The organism is Kitasatospora sp. NPDC058218, from assembly GCF_042882445.1.
GTDB lineage: Bacteria > Actinomycetota > Actinomycetes > Streptomycetales > Streptomycetaceae > Kitasatospora.
This window is the reverse complement of sequence record NZ_JBHVWC010000096.1, coordinates 1-22,385: the sequence shown is the minus strand read 5'-3', so window position 1 is coordinate 22,385 and position 22,385 is coordinate 1. Positions and strand designations below refer to the sequence as shown.

Below are 22,385 nucleotides of genomic sequence, written 5' to 3'. Positions count from 1 at the left end.
GCCCCCCGTCGCGGGGGGCGGCCCCCGCCCCCCCCTGGGGGGCCCCCTCACCACCTACCACCCCCCCCCCCCCCCCCCGGGGGGCGGCCCCCCGGCCCCCCCCCCCCCCCGACTCAGACAGCCGGTCAACCCCGTGCCGGGAACCGGGTGCGACCAGGTCTGGAATATGCGGACGCCGTCGCCCCGGGCATGGGGCGACGGCCGTCCGCATCGGGGAGGCCGGATGGTGCCGGTCTACGGGCAGGTGTCGAGCATGGTGTTGAGAGTGGTCTTCTCGGCGTCGGTGACGGAGAGGCCGTAGACGTGCTTGGTGTCGGTCCAGGCGCGGGAGTAGGTGCACCAGTAGCCGACGGCCGGCGGGCGCCAGGCGTCGGGGGTCTTGTCGCCCTTGGAGCGGTTGGAGGCGGCGGAGACGGCGATCAGCTGGGAGTGGGTCAGGTCGTTGGCGAAGGCCTTGCGCTTGGCCGTGGCCCAGGTGTCGGCCCCGGAGCGCCACGCTGCGGCGAGCGGTACGACGTGGTCGATGTCGAGTTGCTTGGCGTCCGTGAAGGTCTTGTTGTCGTAGAGGCTGGTCCAGGTGCCGGCCACGGCGCGGCACAGCTCGTCCTGGACGACGTCCTGGCCATCGCGGGCGAGGACGGTCTCGCGGGTGTCGCACTCGCCGGCGATCTTGATCCAGTGGGGGAAACGCTCCCGGCTGTACCCCTCCATGGAGTGCGGGGCCTCGACGGTGAGCTCGTCGAGCTCGGCTCGGACGACGTCGGCCGGCGGCGGCTCGGGAAGCTCACGGCGCGCGGCCACCGGGTTGGTGGCCGGGGCGGCGGTGAGGGCGGCGGCCGGGGCCGCGACGGGCAGGAGGACCGCGGCGAGCGCGGCCAGGACGGTGGCGCTGCGGCGCCACCGAGTAGCGGTGATCATGGACCAGGACTATCGGTGACCGGTCGTTCGTTGGCGCTCGGTCACCTGTTGGCGGCGTGGCGCACGACGATGTTGACGGCACGACGGCCGCCGGCCCAGGAAGTACTTCGGTCCCGGGTGCTCGTCGGCACAGGAGGCACTGGCGGGAGACCCCGGGCCGCGCGCACTACGAATCCCGTCGCGCCGATCCGCCTACCGGGACTGGGCCGGCGACACTCCCTGACCCGTGTCGGGGTCAGCGAGCGGACCAGGTCGGGCAGCCGGGAGCGTGACGGGTCAGTACCAGCACTGTCCCGCCGTCCATCACCTCACGGCTGCGCACGGTCGTGCAGCAGCGCCCGGCGGCCCCGGTACGTTCCTCGCCCGCTTCTACGGCCGGGCTCGGCAGAGGTGTGGCGTGCGGCCGCGTCGGGACCGGGACGGCCCGCCCCGGTCGGGGCACACCCGCCGACGCGGCCGTGCCCGGCGTGGGTCCGGCGGGCACGGTGAGGGAGCACAGGCGGCTGCGGCGGCGGTTACGGCGCTCGGACATGCCGGTAGCCTGCCCGCCGACCGGCCCTTCATGGCCGCCCGGTACCCGCGACACGCCGCCCCGGGCCGGGGGCACTCCCGTGAGGGACGACCCCGGCCCGGGCGGTGGCGCTCAGCGTCCGGAGATACCCAGCCACGCGGCCGCCAGGCTCAGCGCCTTCAACGCGACGCCGGTGCAGACCCCGACCAGCACGCCGGTGCCGATGCCGGAGACCACCCGGGTGCGCGTCCGTTCCGGCGATCGCCAGGCCGACGACCTGCCCCGCCCCCGCCCAGTCGCGTTAGGGGCGCGCTGTTGACGAGTGCCTCACCGGACAGGACCGGTGACATCGGTGGTGCAATAGCGAAGCGTCTATCGACTACAAGACTCGTACTCGACAAACGCTCGTTCTGGTGATCTCATGGTGACCATGAGCACCCCGCGTATGACCAAGCCGACCATCGGGGTACTGGAAGTCCTCTTGGCCGCGACCGACGACGACCCCGCGTGGGGGCTGATGATCTGCGTCAAGGCCGATCTGGGTTCCGGCACCGTCTACCCGATCCTGGAACGACTCTCCGAGCGCGGCTGGGTCGAGTCGTTCACCGAAACCGCACCCCACCCCGGCAGGCCGCCCCGCCGCTTCTACCACCTCACCGGAACCGGACGACTCCAGGCGACCGAGGCCCTCCGGGCCCGCCAGCGGCGTCGCCACGTCTTCGGCACGGCAGGAGCAAACGCATGACCCACAGCCTGCGTGCACTGTCACGGAGCCGCTTCGCAGAAGTCGTCCTCTTCGTACTCGGGCTAGTCAGCGCCACACTCTGGTCCAACACACTGTTGGAGATCTGGAGCAACCAGCCGCTCGGCTTGCGCGCAGTCCTCCTGGCATCTGGAGGCCTACTCGCCCTCACGGGCCTCTGGGGCGCGGCCGCCAACTTGGTGTTGCTCCTTCTCCGCAGAATGAGAAAGCAGATGGCCCAGGACGACGTCGTGCGAGAGGAGATCAACCGGGAAGCCAACGACATCCGCGACAGGCTGGAGGCGTTCGACGCCGAGTTCACGGCGTCGTGCGACGAAGTCCAAAACCTCGACGACGCCGAGGAAGTCGGTCAGCGATACCGTGCGAAGCAAGCCGGCCTCATGGCCGCAGTTCGCACTCTTGAGGCGAAGAGCGATCGACTTGCACGGAACCACAAGCGGCGCGAGCGAACGTTCACCGCAGCGGAAATCCTTGCAGGCCGTCCCATCCGGCGCTACCTCTCGCGGACCCGCCGCTCATCCTCGCCGGGCCAGGGGCTTACCTCCGTCGCCGCCCGCTTGGCCGGACCACGCCTGTCAACGCCACGCTCACCTCCGCGAGGCCTGGCGGGCAGACCTCGCTGGATCCCCCGAGCACGGCATCACGGTCACACCACGCCAAGCTCGCCTGCTCGGGATGGGATTTGTTCTCGCCGGACTGAAGCTGCGCCTCCATATCCTCGGGGCACCGTTGTGGGTGCCGGTCGACTGGATGCTGAAGAGCAAGGCCCGCACCACCAACACGATGGCCGCTGTGGTCGGCGCGGTGGCCATCTACTTCCAGTTCACCGACGGGCTCCACGGCCTACTGACCGATGGCATTGGGACGGGAAGCGTTGTCTACGGGTCTCTCCGGGCGGCAGTCGGCATGTTGCGCCGGCACCGAGCCATCGAGCTTAGCGACGCGTCCGAGACGGCCGGCCGCGCGGACCACTAGGGAACAACCCCTGGCTACCGACACTGGATGCTGAGGGGCCAGCGCCGACCGGCGACCGCCGCCGACGCTCGATGAAGACGCCCGCAATTCCGAAGGCCGTCACTTACAAGGTGACGGCCTTCCGATGCCCTACCTCGGGACGGCCAGGCCGCCCTGTTGTCGGACCCCGCGCGTACGCTGGCCCGAAGCATCAGAGTCAGGATGGCAACGTGGCCCGCAACTCCGTCAATCAGCGCGCGATCGAGAAGCACATCAAGGAAATCGCCAAGGGCTACGAGCGCGCGGCCCGGCGCAACCCGATCCGCGTACCGGTCCAGACGGAGGCATCCGCCGAAGGCGGCGCCACGGCCGGTCGCGACACCACCGAAGGCGACCCGGTGTTGGCCCGGCTCCTGCTGTGGCTGGACGACCGGGCCCGGGAGAACCCCTCGCACTACATCAGCATGGTGCGCTTCATCGAAGAACTCCAGCTGCACGACGAGGACCCGGACGCACTCGCCTTCGAGCTGGAGCAACGCGACCTCGCCACGGTCTCCCGTCACCCCTACGCCCTCATGCCCCCTGACGTACACCTCACCGACGCGGGCCGCGCCGCGATCCACCGCCTGAAGAAACTACGCCTGGACCGCGCCGCCCGGCTCCGCTACACCATGGACGCCTTCCACCGGTGGCTGTTCGACACCACCGACAACCAGAACCCGATCGAACCCACGCTGTTCCTCACCACATCCACGGCCTACTTCGCCGGCACCGAGATCACCGAGATCGAACTACGCGAAGCCCTCACCCACCTGACCCAGCACAAACTGATCGAAGACCTCGGCACCGACCCCGCCACCATCACCATCACGGCCCAGGGCATTCGCTGCGCCCTGGCAGGAGGAAGCGTGCAGGACCACGTTAACCAGGCCAGCCCTGGCACCACGTACAACAACTACTTGCCGAACGCCAAGGGTGTCATCATCGGCGAGCAGCAGCACTTCACCCAGAACAACTCCGACGGCGTCGACCCGACGCTGTTCGCCCAACTCGCCGGATACATCGGCCAGGTCAGCGCAACCCTGGGCATGTCCGACACGGACCGCGCGGAGCTGGAACAGATCGCTCAGGACCTCCACACCGAGGCGTCATCCGACTCCCCCGAGCCGGGCCGCCTGCGACAGGCTGCCACCCAGCTCAAGAACAAGCTCCTGGAGGTCGGCACCACCATCGCGGCCACGATGGGCGTGCAGCTGGCTGACCAGGCCCTCGCCGCGCTGACGCAGTAGCTCCTTCCAGAAGCACCACGAGTCGGACGGGAGTAGCCCACCCGCATCACGACCGACCGGCTGGAAGCCCGCCACCCGCAGGTGACGGCCTCCCAACGCCTTCTCGCGGCCCGGCAGCCTACTGCCGGGCCACGACACCGCTCCGGCCGGGTCCCGCTCGCTACGCCCACTCCACGCCGTGCTCGGCGAGCTGCGCGAGCTGCCCGGAGCCGGGCTTCGCCCGGCGGGCCTTCTGGCTGTCGAGCCAGGTGCCCAGCGCGACGCGCGACACCACCACCCGCTCCTCACTATCGGGGCCGGTCTCTCCACCTGCTCCTTGCGCGGCCGCGGCACACGCGCATGCCGCTCCCGCTCCACGAAGGCGGCCGGCGCCGCCAGGCCCTGCGCGAACCGATCGACGCGGGACACCGGCGGCTTCACCTCGTCCGCGGCCTGGCGGCGACCAGCTCCTGATGATGCTCCTCGACGCCGATCGCCGACGGCCCGGGTGATGCACCTCCAGCCCCGGCCACCTGGCCCGCTGCGCCCGTGCCCACCGGCCGAGCCGCTCACCCTCGACAGTCAGGCTGGCCAGGATCCGCGCCCAACCCGGCCCGTCGTTGCCCTTCGGCCACCACCGCCTGGCGGCGGTACAGGCACGTGACGGGACGTGATGTCAGGCGTGGATTCACCGGTGCTGCAGCCACCACACGACCAGGGTGACGCCGCTGCTCCCGAGCGTGCCGGCCGCGCCCCGTACGACGCCCAGGATCCCGATACGGGCCAGACGCCGTCCGAGGCGACGTCCGCGGTCCGTGTTCCCCCGCTCGCGGTTGCCGTCGTCGGTGGGCTGGGTGAGACGGCGGGCCCGAGTGCGCGGGTTGTGCCTGGACATGGTGGTCCTCCTGACCGATGTGCGGTTGATTCCGGCGATCCGCCGGTGCAACTACCGTGGTCTAAACCCGAATTAGCCCTCAAGCTGGAACAATCGGATCCAGGGGGGAAACAACCCCTTTGACCAGGGGGGAGACACGTTCAGTGTCTGGAACAAAGGACGGCGCACCCAAGCGCGGCGCGAAACCGGGCAGACGCACCAACGACGACCTGGACGCTCTCGCACCCGACGTCCAGACGTTCGTCAAGGCACTGCGTACGCACGTGCTGGAACCGCTCAAAGACCAGGGAATCAACTACCGGAGACTGTCCGAACACCTGACCGAGAGGTTCGGCAACGGCTACAGCCTCTCGACCGTGCAACGCATCGGATCCGGCGACAAGGTCCCCCCACGCGACGTCTTGGACCACCTACTGGACCTCGCCGACAACCACGCGGGCCCCCTTGGCGACGACGACCGGTCGACCGTCACCGACACCTACCTCCCCGCTCTGCGGCATGACGACCCGATCCTGTACCAGTACTACGAGATCCAGGACCAACTCGACCGCCACCATCACGACAACGAAGGCCTCAGGGCTGACAACGAGGCCCTCAGGGCGGAGAACGCCCGCCTCCGGGCAGCCCTGGAAACACTCCGTCACCCAGATCGTCAGAGGTACCTGCAGCAGTACTACGACCTCCCGACGGGGACCTGGAAACCCACCAGCACATGGAGCCTGGCCCCCGACCTCCTGGACCCGGTGCCCGCGGCCCAGGCCGGGTTCGGATCCATCACCGCGCACCGAGCCAGGGCGCGCGATCAGGCGGCACCGAACCGAGCCCTGGCCGCTCCGCTCCATGACACCGCCGGCCCTTCCTCCCTGCCGCCGCCCACCCATGCGTTGCACGATCAGCCGGTTGCGGGCACGGTCCTCGAACGCCCGGACGAGGCCGGCCCCGGGGACCTCCAGGACATCTACTGGAGCCCGCTTCCACCACCCGCGTCGCCTCTTCCCTCCCACCAGGTGTCCTGGCCGTACGACAACACCAACGACCCCACTCCCGCCGACGACCCAGCGCGGGTACCCGAGGAGCCCACCGGCCAACCCGACAAGGCCGACGAGGCGGCTCCGCCCCTGGCGGACGCCCCCGGCCTTCCCGGGACGCCGACCGGACTCGACCACTCCGACCTGGCCGACACGTTCGCGGAACTCGGGCAGGAACTCACACACCCCTGCGGCGAACAACCGGCCCGCGCCCCCGCCGAGCTGGCCACCCCGGAGCCGCACGACACCACGCCGCCGGACACCGCCCCGGCACCCGAACGGCAACCGCGCCCGGACACCACCGATCCGCACCCGGAGCCCGGAGAACATCACGCAGCCTCTCAACCGACGGATACCGGGCCCGCCATCGAGGACAGCCAGGACACCAGCGCCACCACCACCGAGAAGAACCAGCCGGCCGGAACACAAACACCGCCACGCCCCCCGCAAGAGCCGTTCACCCCTGGGGCCGACGACGCCGACACCCCCCGCTCGGCCGACCAGCTCGTCGCCCTCGTCGGCGACCTCACACGCCGAGGACAGCACGAGGACGCCCGGCAGAGCGTCCTGCGCTACGCGGACATCTACACCCCCACCGACACCGGCCGCCTCGCCCTCCAACTCCACCGGGCCGGCTTCACCGACCTGGCCCAGCTCATGACCACCTCATACAGAACGAGAACACCCCAAGAAGTCGCCGACCTGGTCGCCACCTTGCGCAACAGCCAGATGGAACGCGTGGTCCCTCCGCTGATGGAGGCCTTCGCGAGCATCCGCCCCGTCCCGGACATCGCCCAGCTCGCCCGCCGCCTGCACGGCCCGTCCAGCGACTGGTACGCCGAGACCCTGCTCTCCGCCCTCGGCCCCCGCACCCTCTCCGACTACGCCGACCTGGTGGAAGCCCTGCCCCCCACACGCACACTGACACGTGACCGCCTCGGAAACCGGGCACCGGCCATCGCCGCCGAACTCCTCGGGCGCGGCAACACCCGCGCCGCCGACGCCCTCGCACCACCACCCGCTCACAAGACACAGCCGACGGGCATCCCCGCCGACTGACCAGCGCATCTCGTGAGCCCGGTGGGAATCATCCGGTTCTTCCATCGAGGCGTCGAGCCGGTGCTCCCGGTCGGGCCTCCACCTACGACGGAGACCCAACCGGCCCTGACCTGCCAACCTCGCCGGTGCACGGGATTCGCGGAGGTACCCCGAGAATCCCAACACCGCCCGCTACGCCCACTCGACGCCATGTTCGGCGAGCTGCTGTGACGGCTCGTCTTTTTAGGTGCGGGGGTCGGTTGTTGGGTTGGGGTGTTGTGGATGGTTTGGGGGTGTGACGGTCCGGTGAGCTGGGGTCGGGTGTTGAAAGCTTGATTGTCTTGGTCTGGCGTGGCCGGGGCTTGGTACCTGAGCTGGGGCTGTTGGTGGTGTACCGGGAATTGTGGGTTGGTTGAGGTCTGCTGGGATCTTTCACCGGTGTACTGGTAGCCCTGTAGGGGATGGGGCGAGACCGGGCCACCGGGGCTGTGGGATTGGCGTCTGGGGTCGGAGCCGGGTCCAACGGAAGGGTTCTTGGCGTGGCCCGCCCAGCCGGCTGTGGGGGCTGGCGGGCGGGTGGTCTGTTGGGGGAGGGGTTCTGTTTTCGGCTGGCGGTTGGTGGTGCCCCAGTTCGGCGGGGTCCGGTCGCGGTCGAAGGGTGATCGACTACGGCCGAGTCCAGGGGAGTGGCCGCTGTGGGCTTCCTGGTAGACCATGTGGGGTGATATCACTACGTTGAGTGATCTTGCGCGGCAGTAAGGCCGGGGGTGGGTGTGGCTGGAAGGCTTGAGCCGGGTAGAGACGGAGTCCGGCCGGTATTCGAGGGCTTTCCGGAGCCCAAATCGCCAGAGGTCGTCGTGCTTGCCCCGCCGACGCAGAGCGCTCCCCTGCCCACGCCTCAGGTGTACCTGCAGTACATCTACAAGGCGGACGACTGGGAGGACTTCACCGTCGAGTGGGTCCACCAGTTCGGTACATGGGATGGTCGGCCCTACGTCCGGGTGCAGCGGATGGGTGGGGCCGGCGACCGCGGAGCGGACGTCGCTGCCTGCCTCTCCGAGCAAGGCACGGCAGGTGAGTGGCACTGCTATCAGTGCAAGCACTACCTCAAGCCGCTCGGGCAGTCGGACGCCTTCCCGGAAATGGTCAAGATCTTCGTCGCGAAGATCCTCGGTACGTACGAGCTGCCCACGCGCTACGTCTTTGTCGCGCCAAGGATCGGCACGGAACTGGAGCGACTCCTACTCAACCCGCCCCAGCTGAAGGAGAAGTTCTTCGCTGCGTGGGACGCCAAGGACTCCAAGCTCGGGAAGAAGCCCATGCTCAGCCCGGAGACGCGCACAGCTGTGGGAACACTGGCGCAGGCGACGGACTTCTCGATGTTCGAAGCCAGGAACCTGGAAGAGATTCTCGACCTGCACGCTGCGACGCCCCACCACGTGAGGCGCTTTCCGCAACCGCTCAAGCCCCGCCCGGCCGCCGACCCGGCCCCATCCGACCAGGCACCCCATGAGGCTGTCTACGTCCGCAAGCTCCTGGACGCCTACAACGCGAAGCACGGCATCGCCCTGGAGACGCTTCAACAGGCCCGCGACCATGCGAAAGTCAGCAGCCACCTCTTCCGCCAGCGTGCCGCCTTCTTCCACGCCGAGTCGCTCTGGCGTTTTGCCCAGGAGAGCGTCCCGGAAGCGACCTACACCGCGATCGAGACCGACCTGTACGACGCCGTGATCGAGATCGAAGACCGTGACCATGCCAGCGGCTACGCACGGCTGGAAGCCGTACTGGACGCGGCTGTCGCCCACACACCGAACCCGGCGAACATCCTCGCCCCCGTGGTGAAGGTCATTGATCTCAAGGGCATGTGTCATCGTCTGGCCAACGACGACCGGCTGACCTGGTGCAAAGAGGAGATCTCGTGACCCCCCTCAACAGCCCCGTGGAGGCCGGGATGCGCGCTCTGGTCCTCCTGTCGCAGACCTTCCCCCGCCGCCTGGACGTCGCCCAGCTTGTCTATCTGGACCACGCCATGCTCCACAGCGGCGACCTCGACCACGGTCCCGCCAGCCTCCACCCCGACCTCCCCGCCAGCCCCGGCGAGCTCGGCCTGCGCCGCCATCTCATCGAGCAGGGCCTCATGGTTCTGCTTCGCGCTGGCCTCGCCGACATGACGACCACCGACGACGGCTTCATGTACGGGGCCACGGACGAGGCAGCGAGCTTCCTTAGCGCCTTGGATGCCCCGTACGTCGGCCAGCTCGTCGAACGGGCCGACTGGCTCACCAGCACCTACATGCACGAAGGAACGGACGTCCGCGAGGGCATGAAGCAGATCACCCAGCGCTGGTCTGGCCGCATTCACGTGAGTCCCGACGACCTGGGAGAGGAGGCCCTGTGATCAGGCTGACGCTCGTACACCTGACCTTCCTTGGCATGGGCAAGCCCCCGGCTGCGGTCGAGTTCAGTCCCGGTCTGACGGTCATCTACGGAGCCTCCGACACAGGTAAGTCCTACGTCGAAGAGGCCGTGGACTACATGCTGGGCGCCAGCGAACTCAAGTCGATTCCGGAGGATGAGGGCTACACTCGCATCCTCCTGGGCCTACGGGTGAGCGACGGCCGCAGCCTCACCCTGTCCCGTGTCATCGGCAACGACACCATCGAGGTGTTCAACCACGATCTCCGAGATGTGCCATCCGAGCCCGCGGATGAGACTCTCAAGTTCAAGCACAACGCCAAGTCGAAGAAGAACATCTCCCGTTACCTGCTGACCGTACTGGGGATCGACGGCCAGAGAATCCTCCAGAGCGGTCGCGGTAACGTGCTGCCGCTGAATTTTCGGGACCTCGCGCGCCTGGCCGTCGTCAACGACACACGTATGGCAGACCAGCACTCTCCTGTACTCGGCACCCGGAATCCGCTGAACGAGACCAGGGAGAAGTCGGTCTTCAAACTCCTCCTCAGCGGGCAGGAAGAGCCAGAACGTCCTGCCGCGCCAAGCAATCTGGAGAAGCAGTTCGGCAAGGGCAAAATCGCGGTCATCGACCACCTGCTCGACGAGAGCCGCGAGAAGCTCACGATGGAGGCGAACCAGTCGCAACTGCGGGAGCAGCTCGACCGCCTGCAGGCGTCCCTTGGCGAGGTCACTGCCGCTGCCGTCGAGCTTGCTGGGCTCCGCACCAGCCTTCTGCGCGACCGCCGGGACCTGGAGGAGATCGACCTCGCGGCCCAGCAGCGGGCGGCCGAGGTCCAGCAGCTGCTGGCGCGATTTGCTCTGCTCAAGGAACAGTACGAGTCGGACCTGGCCCGGCTCCAGATGGTCGGTGAAGCTGGCACCCTCCTGGGCTACTTCCAGACCGGGGCCTGCGTCTTTTGCGGTGCTGAGCCACAACACCAGCACCCGGAGCACCACGTCGCCGAGAGCACCCAGCTGGCAACGTCTGTATCTGCTGAGACACGTAAGACAACTGACCTGCTCAACGATCTGCTCCTCATGATCGAAGACCTGGAAGAGCAGGCGGCCGACATGGAGACCGCCCGCGCCGCCCGCGAGGAACAGCTCATGGTCAACGCTGCGGAGTTCCACGCGCTCGATCAACGGATGCAGCCCGTCGACACGGACGCCACCGAGCTGCTGAATGCCCGCTCCCGGGTCGAAAGCGAGCTTGCCTTGCACGCTCAGATCGACCAGCTCGAAGACCTCAAGGCAACGCTTTCCACCGTGGCACCTGCTCTGCCAGTAGCTCGCCCCGACGGCATTCCCGCCGCCGACGTCGCCGACTTCGAGCGCATCATCCATGAGACCTTGGAAGCCTGGCACGTTCCTGGGAACAACCACGTCACCTATGACCCGACGAACGCTGAGCTTTCCGTCGACGGGCAGCCACGGAAGAGCCGCGGCAGGGGGATGCGGTCCATCCTCCACGCTGCCTTCGCGGTATCACTGGCGCGCCGAAACACTGCTCGCGACCTGATCCACCCGGGCTTCGTCGTACTCGACACGCCGGTCCTAACCTACCGTCGGCCCGAGGACCCGCACGAGGAACATCCCGAGCTGATGACCGCCGACGTTGTTGAGAACTTCTACCGGGACCTCCTCGAAAACCCCCCGGGGCAGGTCATCGTGATTGAGAACCCCACACCGCCGGCGAGCATCAGCGGGCGAGCTGTCGTCCACGCATTCAGCGTTGACGGCTCGGCACGCCAGGGATTCTTCCCGCCCCGAGACAGGCAGTGAGAACTGGTCGCCCAAACACTATGAGTTCCGGGTCTCCAAGCGAGGCTTGGACGGGGCGTTGACCTGCTGAGATCGTGAGCCCAGTGGGAAATGTCCGGCTCGCCTCGTTGCGGTTTCGGTTGCGGTGCCGGTCGGGGCTTCCTCTTCGACGGAGGCCAGATCGGCCCTAGCCTGCCAACCTCGTGGCGCACGGGATGCACGTGAGTATCCCGGGAATCCCATACCTGGTGGGCGAGTGGGGAGCACAGCGCATGCTCACCATAGAGATCACTGATACCGAGGTGGTGATCCGCAGCGGTGGTTACCACGCCGGTGGTTTCCACACCCTCGTCTACGCCCGGTCATGGGCCCAGAAGACGCAGCTCACGGTCCCGCTGCGCCACGAGGTGGTGGAGCACAGAAGCGGCGTGCGGCGGAAAGTGGATGGTCCGTGAGCGTGGGAGCCAAGCCGGCCCGGCGCAGGTGGTCGGCCGTCGATGGGAGAGCAGCACTGTCGCCGCTGCCGCCGTTTCAGCTCGCGGTGCGTGGCTGTCGGATCCAGGTCCATAGGAGGTCGCCGGGTGGGGGTGTGAGGCGGGCGATGCCGAGGCGGTGGGCGGTGCGCTGGCAGAACGCGGTGATCGCGGGATGCGGTACGGGTGCGGTGCCTTGCCGGGCCTGTCCGGGCAGGCGTGCGGTGGCCAGGGCGCGGGCGAGGACGATCGTTTCGGGGTAGGTGATCAGGTCTCGCGCGTGAAGGGCCCAGGACTTCCCGGCAGGGGCGGCGTAGGGATTGCTGCCGGCCAGGCGCTGGAGTCGGTGCTGCCAGCGTGTGGCGAGGACGCTCTGCTGGTCGTACCAGCGGGTCGTGATGGCTGTGGCCCAGAGGGTGGCGTCGGCGGCGTCCGGGTGGCGCAGCAGGCGCCGGTGGTCCTGTTGGGCCTGGCACAGTTCCGGTAGAGCGGCGGTGGTCAGGTGGTTGTCCGGGTCCAGGCTCCAGTGCCGGTGGCGCGGACACAGGGTCTGGTGCGCGGGCGGGTGGATGTGGGCGCGGCTGGTCGCTCCTTGGGTGTGGCGCAGGGTGCAGGTGGGGCATGCCAGGACGGGGTGTTCGCTGGGTTCGAGCCGTTGCCAGACACCGGCGGGCAGCGGTGGCTCGCCGGCTGCCGCGGCGCGGCGAGCACCGGTACTGGGGCGAGTGTCGGGGGAGAGGTGGTGGGTGGGTCGGCGGCCAGGTGGGGCAGGGCCTGCCGGAGGTCATCGAGCGGGGTGCGGGCGAAGACGGCGAGCCGGTGTTGGGCCGCGGTGTCGAGGTGGAGTTCGGCGGTGCCGGCACCGTCACCGGCGCGGCTGCTGCTGGGGTGGGTGAGGGCGATGCCGAGGGCATCGAGGAGGTGGGCGGTGGTGGTGCGGTAGGCGTGGGCGAGGCGGTTCACGTAGGAGGCGGTGCTCTCGTGGGGGATCGGCCGCACCCGCACGGCTCCGGCCGTCGGCGGGTTGATGGGGCACAGTGGCCGCGGTGCGCGGGGCAGTTCCGGGACCGGCAGGGGGCTGGTCGCCGCGGTGCCGCGAGAGCGTGCCTCGGCCGCTGCGACCGTCTCCAGCAACAGGACAGCCCCGGGCGACCCGATGTGGCGGTTCATCCGACGGGACGTCATCAGCCGCGCCGCACCGGTGTGCTGGCCCGTGGGTTCCGGCGGACAGGGGTCCGGGGCCGGTAGTGCTCCTCGGCGAGGTGGTCCAGGGCAATGATCTCCAAGCTGGCGCGGGTGATCTTCTCGCTCTGGTCGAGGATGGCGGTGATCGCGGCCCTGCGCAGCAGACGGGAGAGGCTGCCGATGCGTCCGGCGGTGCGCTCGTGCAGGTAGGGGGCCAGGCGTACGAGGCTGCCCAGGCGGTGCTGCTGCAGGTCCAGGGCGTTCTCCATCGCGGCGACCGTCTCGCGGAAGGGCCGGATCAGCACCGTGCTCCTCCCGCCCCCGCCGGTGCTGCGGCTGCTGTCGGCACTGTCCGTGCTGCTCCCACCTCGTCCCCGCCCGGTCCTGCTCAAGCCGCACTCCGGCCCCCCGCCGTCGAAACCGCGACCATCGCCCGGGCTGCCGCCGCCGGTGCTGCCCCGGCCGCGTGTCGCGGTGCCAACGCCGGGCCCCGTGACGCCGGTGCCTGCCGCGGCGATGCCGGTGCGGGCTACCACAGGCAGGGGGTCGCAGTCGATCAGTCCCGCGCGGCCGGCGAGCTGGGCACCGGCCGTGCCGGTGAACAAGGCGGTGGCGGTGACGTCGATACCCGCGTACACGAACGTCGCCGAGATCCGCTCGGTGAGGTCCTTGAGGAAGTCGGCCGCCTCCGCCCCCGTGCTGGTGCGCGGGTTGAGGCGGTGGATCTCGTCGATCATCACCAGCCTCACGCCGGCCGTGTTGTAGGTATGGCACACGGATGCGGCGATCTGGGCCTGGGTCATGCGGGCGGAGACGGGGATGCCGAGGTAGCGGGCGAACTCGAGCGCGAGTGCCTTGGCGGTGGCGCCGGGCGGCACCAGCAGGTAGGCGACGGGGACCTGGCTCGCGGCGTGGCCGGCCCGCGTCTGCTCGGCGAGGTGGCAGGTGCGGCCGACCTCCAGGAGGGTGGTGGTCTTGCCGGTGGTGGGCGGCCCGGTGACGATCAGTGAGGGACGGGCTGTTGCCCGCTGGTGGCGCCCCAGCGCCATCAGGGTCCGCACCTCCAACAGCGTCTTGACGACGGCCGGAGTGCGCACGGTCACGAACCGGGAGTGGTAGGCCAGGCGCTCCTCCACGCTGCGCGGCGGATCACCGGGCGCGGGCGGCACCAAGGGCGGGTCCTCGGCGAAGCGGCGGAACAGCTCCCACGTGGTCGGGGAAGCATCCCGGTCCTGCCCGGCCTGCTCGGCAGGATTGTCGTTCACCACAGTTCGGCCTCCTTGCGAGCGTCGTACAGAGCGAACCCGCCCTCCTCCTCGTCGGTCCAGGCCGCATCGTCGCCCAGGTCCTCGTCGTCCTTGCCGAGGCTGTCCAGACTCTCCTCATCCGGCCAGCCCGCCCCCGCCGGATCGGGGGTGCTGTCGGTGCCGCGCGAGCCCGTCCGCGATACGGCCCGCAGCCCTGCAGACCGGGGCAGGCCGCCGAGCGGCACCTCGGCGGCCTGCCCGCAGTCGCCGCTCCTTTCGCCAGGCGTCTCGGTCACCGCCTCGGCGGGACGGTCGCCGCCCGCTGACCGCTGGACCGGATCCGCAGCGCCGTGCTGCGACCCGGGACCGGGATAGAACCGGTTGGACCCGTTGGAGGCGGTGTCCTGTACGGTCCGGCCCTGGTCCCCTCGACCGCCGCGGGTTCTGGTGTCCGCACCCAGATCGTGGGGGAGCGCCAGAGGTGCTTGGCGGGAGGCCAGGTGCTGCTCGCGGGCGCTGGCCTCACCGGCGCGGACCCTGAGCAGCAGATCGGCGAGGGCCTGGGCCAGGTCGGCCTCGTGCTGCTCCCGGCCGCCTCGGCGCTCCACCGTCTCCTTCAGGTGCTGCCACAGGTCATCGCCGAGCGGGCGGTGGACGTACTCGCCGTGGATCCACGGCACCGCCACGAACTCACCGTTCGGCAGGCGGACCCAGACCTGCCGCAGGTCGTGCGGGTTGTAATGGACCTCCCACCGGCCCCGCTGCGCACCCACACCGGAGGGCCGGCCCCGGTGCGGGTTCAGACAATGGTCGTCGTAGGTGCGATGGTCGATACGGATACCCCGCTCGGTGATCGGCTTCCACACCACCGGCAGCAGTTCCACGTAGTCGGTCCCGGTCAGCGGCACCGGAACATGGCCGCAGGTGCCCAGCAGCGCGCCCCACATCTCGTTCGGGGACAGCGCGACGGCCGGCATCGACGGATGCCGCAACCCCTCGTGCGGCCGGTTCTGCCACTCGGTGGTGATCCACTCATCCAGTAGGTCCTGCAGCTGCGCCACGCTCCACACCGCCTCGCTCTCGGCGCTGGCTCCGCGCCGGGTGGGGTCGGAGCCGGTGTGACCGGCGACGTGCTGGCAGAACAGGCTGTTGACCGAGCCGAAGGTGCGCTCGACGGGTCCCTTGGCGGCGGGCTGGCGCGGGGGAGCGGGCTGCACGCTGATGCCGAGAGTCTGGGCGGCGGCCAAGAACGCCTCGGAGACGAACACCCGCCCGCGGTCGACGACCACCGTCTCGGGCACCGCCACCGGCCGCGCCGCCATGCCCCGCAGCCGGTCGTCTGCGTCGACCATGAGGTCGTAGGGCACCGGCGCTCGCGACATCTCCAGCACCCGCGGCCAGGCCGGCCGCACCGGGTGCGGGGCGGCCATCTCAGCCAGCAGCAGCGCGGCGTCCACGCCCTTGGTGCTGGCCGGGCGCAGGACGGCGGCCAGGATCGAGCGGGACGCGACGTCGAGGGCGATCGTCAGCTCAGGCCGGCCGACGGTGCCGTTGTCGAAGACCGCGAAGACATCCAGGCGGGTGGTGTCGAGCATGACCTGCTCACCTGGCCGAAGGACCTGGGTCGGCCGGAAGGGGCGGGCGGGTCTGCTAGCGGTGCGGGCCGGGCTGCCGAGCCGCTCGCCCGGATCGGCCAGCACACTCACCAGCCGGTAGAACGTCGCCATCGGCGGCACCCGCACACTGCCGGACCCGTGCCGTTCATCCAGCACCTGCGCGGTCAGCTGCCGCAGCCCCTTGACGGTGCCCTTGGAACGGCCGCGCTGGCGCCGCATCGCCTCCAGGACCGCCGCCACCACCCGCTCGTCCGCCCGCCCCGTCGGGCTGTAGCTGCGGGTGGAGCGATGGTCGACCAGCCCCCACAGGCCCTTCTTGCGGTACTCCAGGCGCATGCGCTGCACCGTGGTACGCGAGATCCTCCCGAACCCGACCGCGGTCAGCTCCTGCGCCTTGGCCAGCTCACGCTGGGCCAGGGTGCGGGTGGCCGGGTCGTACTCCGGCCTCGGCTCCCGCCCGGGTTCGCCTGCCACCTCGAGCCGCCCGGTCTCCACCTCCCGGATGTGACGCTGCCAGGCCAGGGCTCGCTCCTGCTCGCGCAGCGGCACCGTCGCGAACAGCCCCCACTGCGGCACCGCCGCCGGCGTCTCGCCGACCAGGGCGAAGTCATCGGCGGCGAACAGGTAGTTCGCCAGCAGCGTCGCCGCGCCTCCCTGTTCGTCGACCAGCCGTACCTGCTGCCCGAGCACGCCGACGACCTGCCAGGTTCGGCCCTCGAAGACCACGTGAGCGCCCACCGCAAGCACCGGCCGACTCCCCGCCGCCCGGCTCACCACTCCACCTCCGCACCCGCGTCCAGACCACCACTGCCGCCTGCCCGGCCCTCAGCGGCCCGGCCGCCGCTGACACCCCCAGCCTCGGAACCAACACCGGCAGCCAGCCCCGGCCCGCAAGCCGCCCAGGCCGGCCCCGGGCGCAGGAGCGTCCCGCCGTGCAACGGCCGGTCCAACGGCGCCCGCAACCGGTGCGCCCACAGCGCGTGATAGACCACCGGCAGCACCACCAGCGGATTGCCCACCGCCCGCACCCCCTCCACCAGCGGCCGCGGACACGAGAACGCCTCCAACACCGCCGCCTCCACCTGCTCCGCCCCCTGAAATCGCGGATGCCGGTACCCCGCCAGCCATCGCACATTGCCCACCACCACCGGATCCGGAGCCCGCAACCGCCGATACACCCACCCCACCCGCGCACACGCCTGCCCCAGCGCCGCGCCCGCCCGCTGCGCCGCCGCCCCGCCCGCCTCAGGGGAACCGGGGCAGTCGGCCAGCATCGCCGTCCCGTCCGCGTACCGGGCGAACACCTGGGGCACCCAGGAACGAACCCGGCCGTCCCCCTCGCGCCACAGCACCCGCAGCGGACGCCCGGCCATCCCCACCACCTGCGGGTCGCGGTCCAGCAGCATCAACTGCACGACCATTGCCGCCGACCCGTGCGCCACATGCCCACCAGTCGTGGCCGACCACCACCAGCCCGGCCCCCACCGCTTGCCCGGAACGATCGGGAAGGCCGACACCGGGGGCAGATCCTCGAACCGCACCCGCGCCGCAGCCCGCTCCCACCGCTCCTGCTCAAGACCTCCGTCCACGGCGAAGACCGCCTCGAAGCCCTCAGCCGCGACAGCCGGTCCGGGCACGCTCATGTCCGCCATGACGACCAGTCAAGTACGTGAGAACGCCGCAGATAGAGCGGGACAGCCACCACCCACCCGCACGGGCGACGTCCCGTCGAAACCACCCCGCCAAGCCTCGCCACCGTGCTACCGCCGCCCTCTCAGCCGTACCGCTCCTCCAAGGCCGCCCGGTGCCGCACGACATCCTGCGAGAGCTCTTCCACGGACATGTCCGACCACACGCTCAAGCTGTCCAGCGGAACACCCGCGTGATGCGCCGCGGTCGCGACCGCGACGACGGCCTCATCGAGAGCGGCGACGCTCTGCCGCAGTCCGCCAATGAGCTCCCGAGCTGCGACGGCCAGGGCCGCGGTGTCATGCACGTCCAGTCGGCCCACCAGGTCAGCGGCCTCACGGACCTTCTCACCGATCCACGCACGTTCCTCCCGGGGCACGCTGGCCCGCCAACTGATGCTGCCGTCCGCGCGCTGCGCCAATGTCCTCAACTGTGCGGCCACGGAGACCGGCTGCTCCTCGCGTGGAAGCCACCACGGATCCACGTCCCGCTCGCCGACCTGCCCGACGTCGCGGCGCCGGCGCACCACCGCGCCCCGCCACCTGACCAGAGCACCATTGCCGGCGACCGCGTCCACCTCACCCAGCCACGGCCGCCCGAGCCTGCGCCCCAGCTCCTGGACGAACTCACCGTCCCCCGGGAAGGGACGCACGCGTTCGCCGCCGCTGTCCCGCCACACCGCTTCCGCGACCGCCGGATCGAGCAGTGCCTCGGCCACAGCGACGACCTCGGGGAAAAGCACCGCCTCACGGGCCACCACCCGCCACCACCAAAACCCCTCGCCCGATCCCGCGTCCCCACCGGCCAGCGCGTGAAGACGAGCCGGCCACCACCGCTCCCGCTCCCACCCGAGCGCCAGCTCCCACCACTGGCACACCACCGCCCATGCCACCGAGAACACCGCCGACGGCTCCACCCCGGCCGCTACCGCCCGCGCAGCCACCACCGGCCAGCGCCGCTGCGCCGCCGCGATCTCCGGGCAGTCAGCGAGGGAGAGGTGCTCCAGGCCATGGCCATCCCCCGCGCCCAACAGCCACCGCCCATGCCGCGGGCAGACCCGCTGCCACCTCTCGCGGTACCACGCGGCGACCACATCCTGACCGGCGCGCCCAGCCGTACACAGCCGGCACGCGTACGCGACCGGACCATGCACCACCCCACCCAACTGCCACCGAGCCTGAGGCCGCCCGCCCGGCGACACCCCAGCGAAGGCTCCTGGCCCAGCCGACCAAGCAGGCAAGGCCCGCTCCAGGCTGCGCCGGTCAGCGCGGCACACCGCGACCATCAGATCCTGGCCGGCGGGGTCCAGGAGGATCTCGGCGTCGGGGCGGACCCCACCGACGCCGGGAGCACGCGGCGGCTGGTTCTTCCACTCCCACAATGCCCGCAACTCAGCCACCGGCACGCCGTACCGCTCAGCGACCCGCCCCATCAGCGACCAGACCGTCTCACCAGCCAGCGGAGCCACACAGAAGATCCCAGAACTCATATACCCCAGCCTTCCGAACAACAGCCGACGCCAAGAGAGAAGCAGCCGACCACCGCCCATCCGTGTCGCCTACACCCCCTCCACCGCCCACTCGACGCCGAGCGCAGCGAGCTGCGCGAGCTGCTCCGTACTGAGCCTGGCCCGCCTTGCCTTGACGTTGTTCGTCCAAGCACCCAGTGACAGGCCATCAGGGCTCTTGTAAGTGCGGGCAGGCCGGGCATGACCATGCTCCCGGACGAACTCCGCCAAGGCGGCCAAGTGGAGCTGGAACCGGTCGGTCCGGGACACTTTCGGCTTCGCCTCGGCAGCCTGCTTCGCGGCCACCAGCTTCGGGTCCTCCGCGATGCCGATCGCCGTCAGCAGGTCCCGCTGCTCCTCCTCCAGCCCGGGCCAGCCGGCCCGCTGCGCCACCACCCAGCGGCCGAGCTGCTCACCCTCGAACACCGTCGACTCGGGCAGCCTCGTCCAGTCGACCAGGCCGTCGGAGTCCAGCCACCACAGCCGCGCGACCGCGTAGACGCGCTGCCAGGTGATCGGCCAGGCGGGGCACCACCACGGGTCGATGGCCTCCAACGCCGCCCGCCGCTCAGGCGCCAGCGCGCCCTGCTGCCCGGCTGGGACCTGGGCGGCGGCGCGCAGCTCGGAGAGCCAGGTGCCGATCGCGTACCCGCCAACCGAGGCCCGGGCCGGCGCGGCCAGGGAGCCGCCGTGGCTCTTCGCCCAGACCTTGGCCCAGTCGAGCCCGGCCTCGAACCGGGCATTGCTCACGGACCAGATCATCCCGAGCGCGTCCAGCATCTCCACCCGGTGGCGTGCCAATTCACCGTTCACATTCTCGCTGCGCCGCTCCGACAGCCATTTCCCGAGCGGGTAATTACCGTTCTCCCCGACGAGCGCGGAATAGGGGACGTCAAGCCCTCCGGTTTCCTCGAACCACCGCCTGGCGTGCCCGAGGCCTTCCCGCCAGAGCTGCGTCTCACCGATCAGGACCCGGGAGGCGATGAAGAGGGCGAGCACGTTCTCGTCCACGTTGCTCTCGAACCGCACCGGCAGCGTGAACGCCCCAGTACCTGAACCGCCTGACCCACCCTCACCTGGCCTAGCAACCCACTCGGCGCTGCGCCCCTTCGTGCGCCTGCCGGACTTCTGCGGCACCGCGAGCGCCTCGACAACCTTCTCGTCATGGCTGCGCAACGCAGTGAGAATCTTGACCAGCGGCCCGTAGGAATCGGACTCCAGAATGTCCCCGGGCTGCTCCCCGGCCTTGAGGAAAACGGGGACGATCAGGCTGGCTGTTTTCCCTTCGCCGGGCTGCATACGCAGGGCCCGGCCGATGGCTTGGACGATATCTACCATGCTGCCCCTGCCCTGCAAAAGAACAGCGTCTGCATTCGGCATGTCGACGCCCTCGCCGAGGACCTTGCAGTTGCTGAAGATCCTGTGCTTGAGGCCGTCGTCCTCCTCACTCTTCCCGAAGTCGCCGATCAGCTCTTTCCGGTAGTCGATTTCGTGCTCACCGGACAGCCACTGCGCCCAAACCTCGGCCGGATATTTCTGCGGGTTCTCGAAGTGCAGCTTCTCGGCCGTCTGGTTCAGCGTCTCGGAGAAATACCGGACCTCGAGCGTGCGGCTGTGGAACGTGATGCACCGCCGGATGTCCCGCTCGGCCATGGTCTTGAGCAGGCCGGCCTGGATGGCCGCCAGCCGCTCCACCGGAACCTCGTCCTCGCTCCCGTCCTCGGCCTCACCCACCCCGGGCCCCCACGGCACACCCTGCTGCTCCGCGGCCTTGCGGTCACTGACCGGGTCGCGCAGCTCCAGCACCACGATCTCGAACGGCGCCAACAGTTTCTTGTCGATGGCCTCCGCCAGGCCCAGGGAGTAGACGTGGGGGCCGTAGATCCGCTGGTCGTCCATGGACACCGCCAACTCCTCCGGGAGCGGCTGGTGGGCGTCCTCGCGCCGCCTCATAGCCTTGCTGGGCGGCGCCCAGATCCTGGGGGTCGCGGTCATGTAGAGCCGCCGGGCGCAGGGGATCGCGGCCTGGTCGTGCACCACCGTCCAGGTCTTCTCCACGCTGCCGGAGGAGCGGTGCGCCTCGTCGCAGACCATCAGCCCGAGCGGGGGCAGCAGCTCGCCCTTGCTCTGGGCCCAGTACTCGTAGGCGTCCGCGACGGCCCCGACTGAGGTGTAGGTGGCGAACAGGGTGGTGGGCCGGCGGTGCTTCAGGGCGTTGGACAGCCACATGCCGATCATCAGCGGGCTGGTGGATGCCATCACCCCGTACGGCAGCTCGGAGTCGACCAGGGAGCAGATGGCGTGCATATCCCCGGAACGGCCGGCAGCTCGCCACGAGCCGATCATCTGGACGAGCAGGTCCAGGGTGGGCACCACGACCAGGACCACGCCACGCGGGACCAGCTTCTGGCCGGCCGCCGCCCCGACGAAGGACTTCCCGGAGCCGGTGGCCATCTGCACCGTCACCCGCATCCCGCCCGGGTAGGACTGGCCGGGACGGGGGGTGAGGCCCCGCACGATGGCCTCCAGGGCCTCCTCCTGGTGCCCGCGCAGCGAGACGCCCGAGGCGGCCTCTGCGGCCTTCAGGCCGGGCTTTACGACGTTCACGAGACCGTGTTTCCCCTCACCCATTCCCGAGTCCACAGCAGGGACCACGCGGGAAATTCTGACAGTGTCCTGCTGATACATTCGACGGACCGGCCCGAGAAACAGCATGACAGGATATCGAGTCGGATATAAGCGCTTGTCTTGCAGGATATCGGTCCCCGATTGGGAAATCTGGTGAACGCCCGAAGGCCTGGGGTCCGGATCCCACTTTTGGCAGGATCACCTGACGCTCTCAGACTGATACGCTGGCGGCCGTTGCTCACCCTGTCAGGGTAGCGCACTCTCCTCGCCCTGGAGGTCAAAATGGAGGTCTAGACCGTGGACTAGACCAATCTGACGAGAGTGAAGCCGAGCGGAACACGCCCCCTCACGGCCACCCCTCTCCCTAGTTAGCCTGTCGCGAGTTCAGCCAGGACGCCAGTTCAACCATGTGAACGGGCATCAGCCCACCGGCACCATGGAGCGAAGCGG

At 69.7% G+C, this 22,385-nt stretch carries 17 protein-coding genes; 8 read left to right on the top strand and 9 right to left on the bottom strand.

Translation table 11 applies throughout. The features are described from left to right. Positions 1-234: 234 nt before the first annotated feature. Positions 235-918 carry a DUF1524 domain-containing protein gene (locus tag ACFVYI_RS39480; RefSeq protein ID WP_387894555.1) on the bottom strand — a complete coding sequence of 228 codons (684 nt, stop codon included), beginning with the start codon at positions 916-918 and terminating at the stop codon, positions 235-237. A 941-nt stretch (positions 919-1,859) separates the two neighbouring features. Here ACFVYI_RS39480 and ACFVYI_RS39475 point away from each other — a divergent pair. Next, on the top strand, positions 1,860-2,174 hold the full coding sequence (locus ACFVYI_RS39475; RefSeq protein WP_387894553.1) for a PadR family transcriptional regulator: 315 nt from the start codon (positions 1,860-1,862) through the stop codon (positions 2,172-2,174). Between the two features lie 155 nt (positions 2,175-2,329). Here ACFVYI_RS39475 and ACFVYI_RS39470 read toward each other — a convergent pair whose 3' ends face one another. Further along, the gene (locus ACFVYI_RS39470; RefSeq protein WP_387894552.1) at positions 2,330-2,563 is read right to left on the bottom strand and encodes a hypothetical protein; all 234 of its coding nucleotides are present in this window, start codon (positions 2,561-2,563) and stop codon (positions 2,330-2,332) included. A 304-nt stretch (positions 2,564-2,867) separates the two neighbouring features. Between ACFVYI_RS39470 and ACFVYI_RS39465 the strand changes: the two genes are divergently transcribed. Beyond that, positions 2,868-3,167 (top strand): hypothetical protein, encoded by a 300-nt coding sequence (locus tag ACFVYI_RS39465; RefSeq protein ID WP_387894550.1) that lies wholly within the window; start codon positions 2,868-2,870, stop codon positions 3,165-3,167. Positions 3,168-3,376: 209 nt separating this feature from the next. Then, positions 3,377-4,435 (top strand): hypothetical protein, encoded by a 1,059-nt coding sequence (locus tag ACFVYI_RS39460; RefSeq protein ID WP_387894548.1) that lies wholly within the window; start codon positions 3,377-3,379, stop codon positions 4,433-4,435. Positions 4,436-5,102: 667 nt separating this feature from the next. Here ACFVYI_RS39460 and ACFVYI_RS39455 read toward each other — a convergent pair. Next, positions 5,103-5,309 (bottom strand): hypothetical protein, encoded by a 207-nt coding sequence (locus ACFVYI_RS39455; protein WP_387894547.1) that lies wholly within the window; start codon positions 5,307-5,309, stop codon positions 5,103-5,105. Positions 5,310-5,452: 143 nt separating this feature from the next. On the opposite strand from ACFVYI_RS39455, the gene ACFVYI_RS39450 reads away from it, so the two are divergent. From ACFVYI_RS39450 to ACFVYI_RS39430, 5 genes are all read left to right on the top strand, one after another. Continuing rightward, on the top strand, positions 5,453-7,396 hold the full coding sequence (locus tag ACFVYI_RS39450) for a hypothetical protein (protein WP_387894545.1): 1,944 nt from the start codon (positions 5,453-5,455) through the stop codon (positions 7,394-7,396). 881 nt (positions 7,397-8,277) lie between these two features. Continuing rightward, positions 8,278-9,297, top strand: coding sequence for an ABC-three component system protein (locus ACFVYI_RS39445; RefSeq protein ID WP_387894543.1), 1,020 nt, complete (start codon positions 8,278-8,280; stop codon positions 9,295-9,297). Next, positions 9,294-9,773, top strand: a complete 480-nt coding sequence (locus tag ACFVYI_RS39440; protein ID WP_387894541.1) for an ABC-three component system middle component 2 — start codon at positions 9,294-9,296, stop codon at positions 9,771-9,773. The genes ACFVYI_RS39445 and ACFVYI_RS39440 overlap by 4 nt, the downstream gene beginning before the upstream one ends. Beyond that, entirely contained in the window at positions 9,770-11,611 is a 1,842-nt protein-coding gene (locus tag ACFVYI_RS39435; protein ID WP_387894539.1) for a hypothetical protein, read from the top strand. Before ACFVYI_RS39440 ends, ACFVYI_RS39435 begins: the two co-directional genes overlap by 4 nt. Positions 11,612-11,862: 251 nt before the next feature. Beyond that, positions 11,863-12,045, top strand: coding sequence for a hypothetical protein (locus ACFVYI_RS39430; RefSeq protein ID WP_387894538.1), 183 nt, complete (start codon positions 11,863-11,865; stop codon positions 12,043-12,045). Positions 12,046-12,561: 516 nt separating this feature from the next. On the opposite strand, the gene ACFVYI_RS39425 is transcribed toward ACFVYI_RS39430, so the two are convergent. From ACFVYI_RS39425 to ACFVYI_RS39400, 6 genes are all read right to left on the bottom strand, one after another. Beyond that, a complete protein-coding gene (locus ACFVYI_RS39425) occupies positions 12,562-13,062 on the bottom strand; it encodes a TniQ family protein (protein ID WP_387894536.1) in 501 nt (166 codons plus the stop codon). A 185-nt stretch (positions 13,063-13,247) separates the two neighbouring features. Further along, entirely contained in the window at positions 13,248-14,513 is a 1,266-nt protein-coding gene (locus ACFVYI_RS39420; RefSeq protein WP_387894535.1) for a TniB family NTP-binding protein, read from the bottom strand. After that, a complete protein-coding gene (locus ACFVYI_RS39415; protein ID WP_387894533.1) occupies positions 14,510-16,849 on the bottom strand; it encodes a Mu transposase C-terminal domain-containing protein in 2,340 nt (779 codons plus the stop codon). The genes ACFVYI_RS39420 and ACFVYI_RS39415 overlap by 4 nt, the downstream gene beginning before the upstream one ends. A gap of 32 nt (positions 16,850-16,881) precedes the next feature. Continuing rightward, positions 16,882-17,763: a TnsA-like heteromeric transposase endonuclease subunit gene (locus ACFVYI_RS39410; RefSeq protein WP_387894531.1), complete on the bottom strand. Its 882-nt coding sequence runs from the start codon at positions 17,761-17,763 to the stop codon at positions 16,882-16,884. Between the two features lie 122 nt (positions 17,764-17,885). Then, entirely contained in the window at positions 17,886-19,289 is a 1,404-nt protein-coding gene (locus ACFVYI_RS39405) for a DNA-binding protein (RefSeq protein ID WP_387894530.1), read from the bottom strand. A 69-nt stretch (positions 19,290-19,358) separates the two neighbouring features. Then, positions 19,359-21,914: a Helicase associated domain protein gene (locus tag ACFVYI_RS39400; protein ID WP_387894528.1), complete on the bottom strand. Its 2,556-nt coding sequence runs from the start codon at positions 21,912-21,914 to the stop codon at positions 19,359-19,361. Positions 21,915-22,385: the final 471 nt, after the last annotated feature.

Coding starts and splice junctions, on each gene's coding strand:
- ACFVYI_RS39475 (WP_387894553.1), top strand. CDS start 1,860: ATGAGCACCCCGCGTATGACCAAGCCGACCATCGGGGTACTGGAAGTC.
- ACFVYI_RS39480 (WP_387894555.1), bottom strand. CDS start 918: ATGATCACCGCTACTCGGTGGCGCCGCAGCGCCACCGTCCTGGCCGCG.
- ACFVYI_RS39410 (WP_387894531.1), bottom strand. CDS start 17,763: ATGGCGGACATGAGCGTGCCCGGACCGGCTGTCGCGGCTGAGGGCTTC.
- ACFVYI_RS39430 (WP_387894538.1), top strand. CDS start 11,863: ATGCTCACCATAGAGATCACTGATACCGAGGTGGTGATCCGCAGCGGT.
- ACFVYI_RS39465 (WP_387894550.1), top strand. CDS start 2,868: ATGGGATTTGTTCTCGCCGGACTGAAGCTGCGCCTCCATATCCTCGGG.
- ACFVYI_RS39405 (WP_387894530.1), bottom strand. CDS start 19,289: ATGAGTTCTGGGATCTTCTGTGTGGCTCCGCTGGCTGGTGAGACGGTC.
- ACFVYI_RS39455 (WP_387894547.1), bottom strand. CDS start 5,309: ATGTCCAGGCACAACCCGCGCACTCGGGCCCGCCGTCTCACCCAGCCC.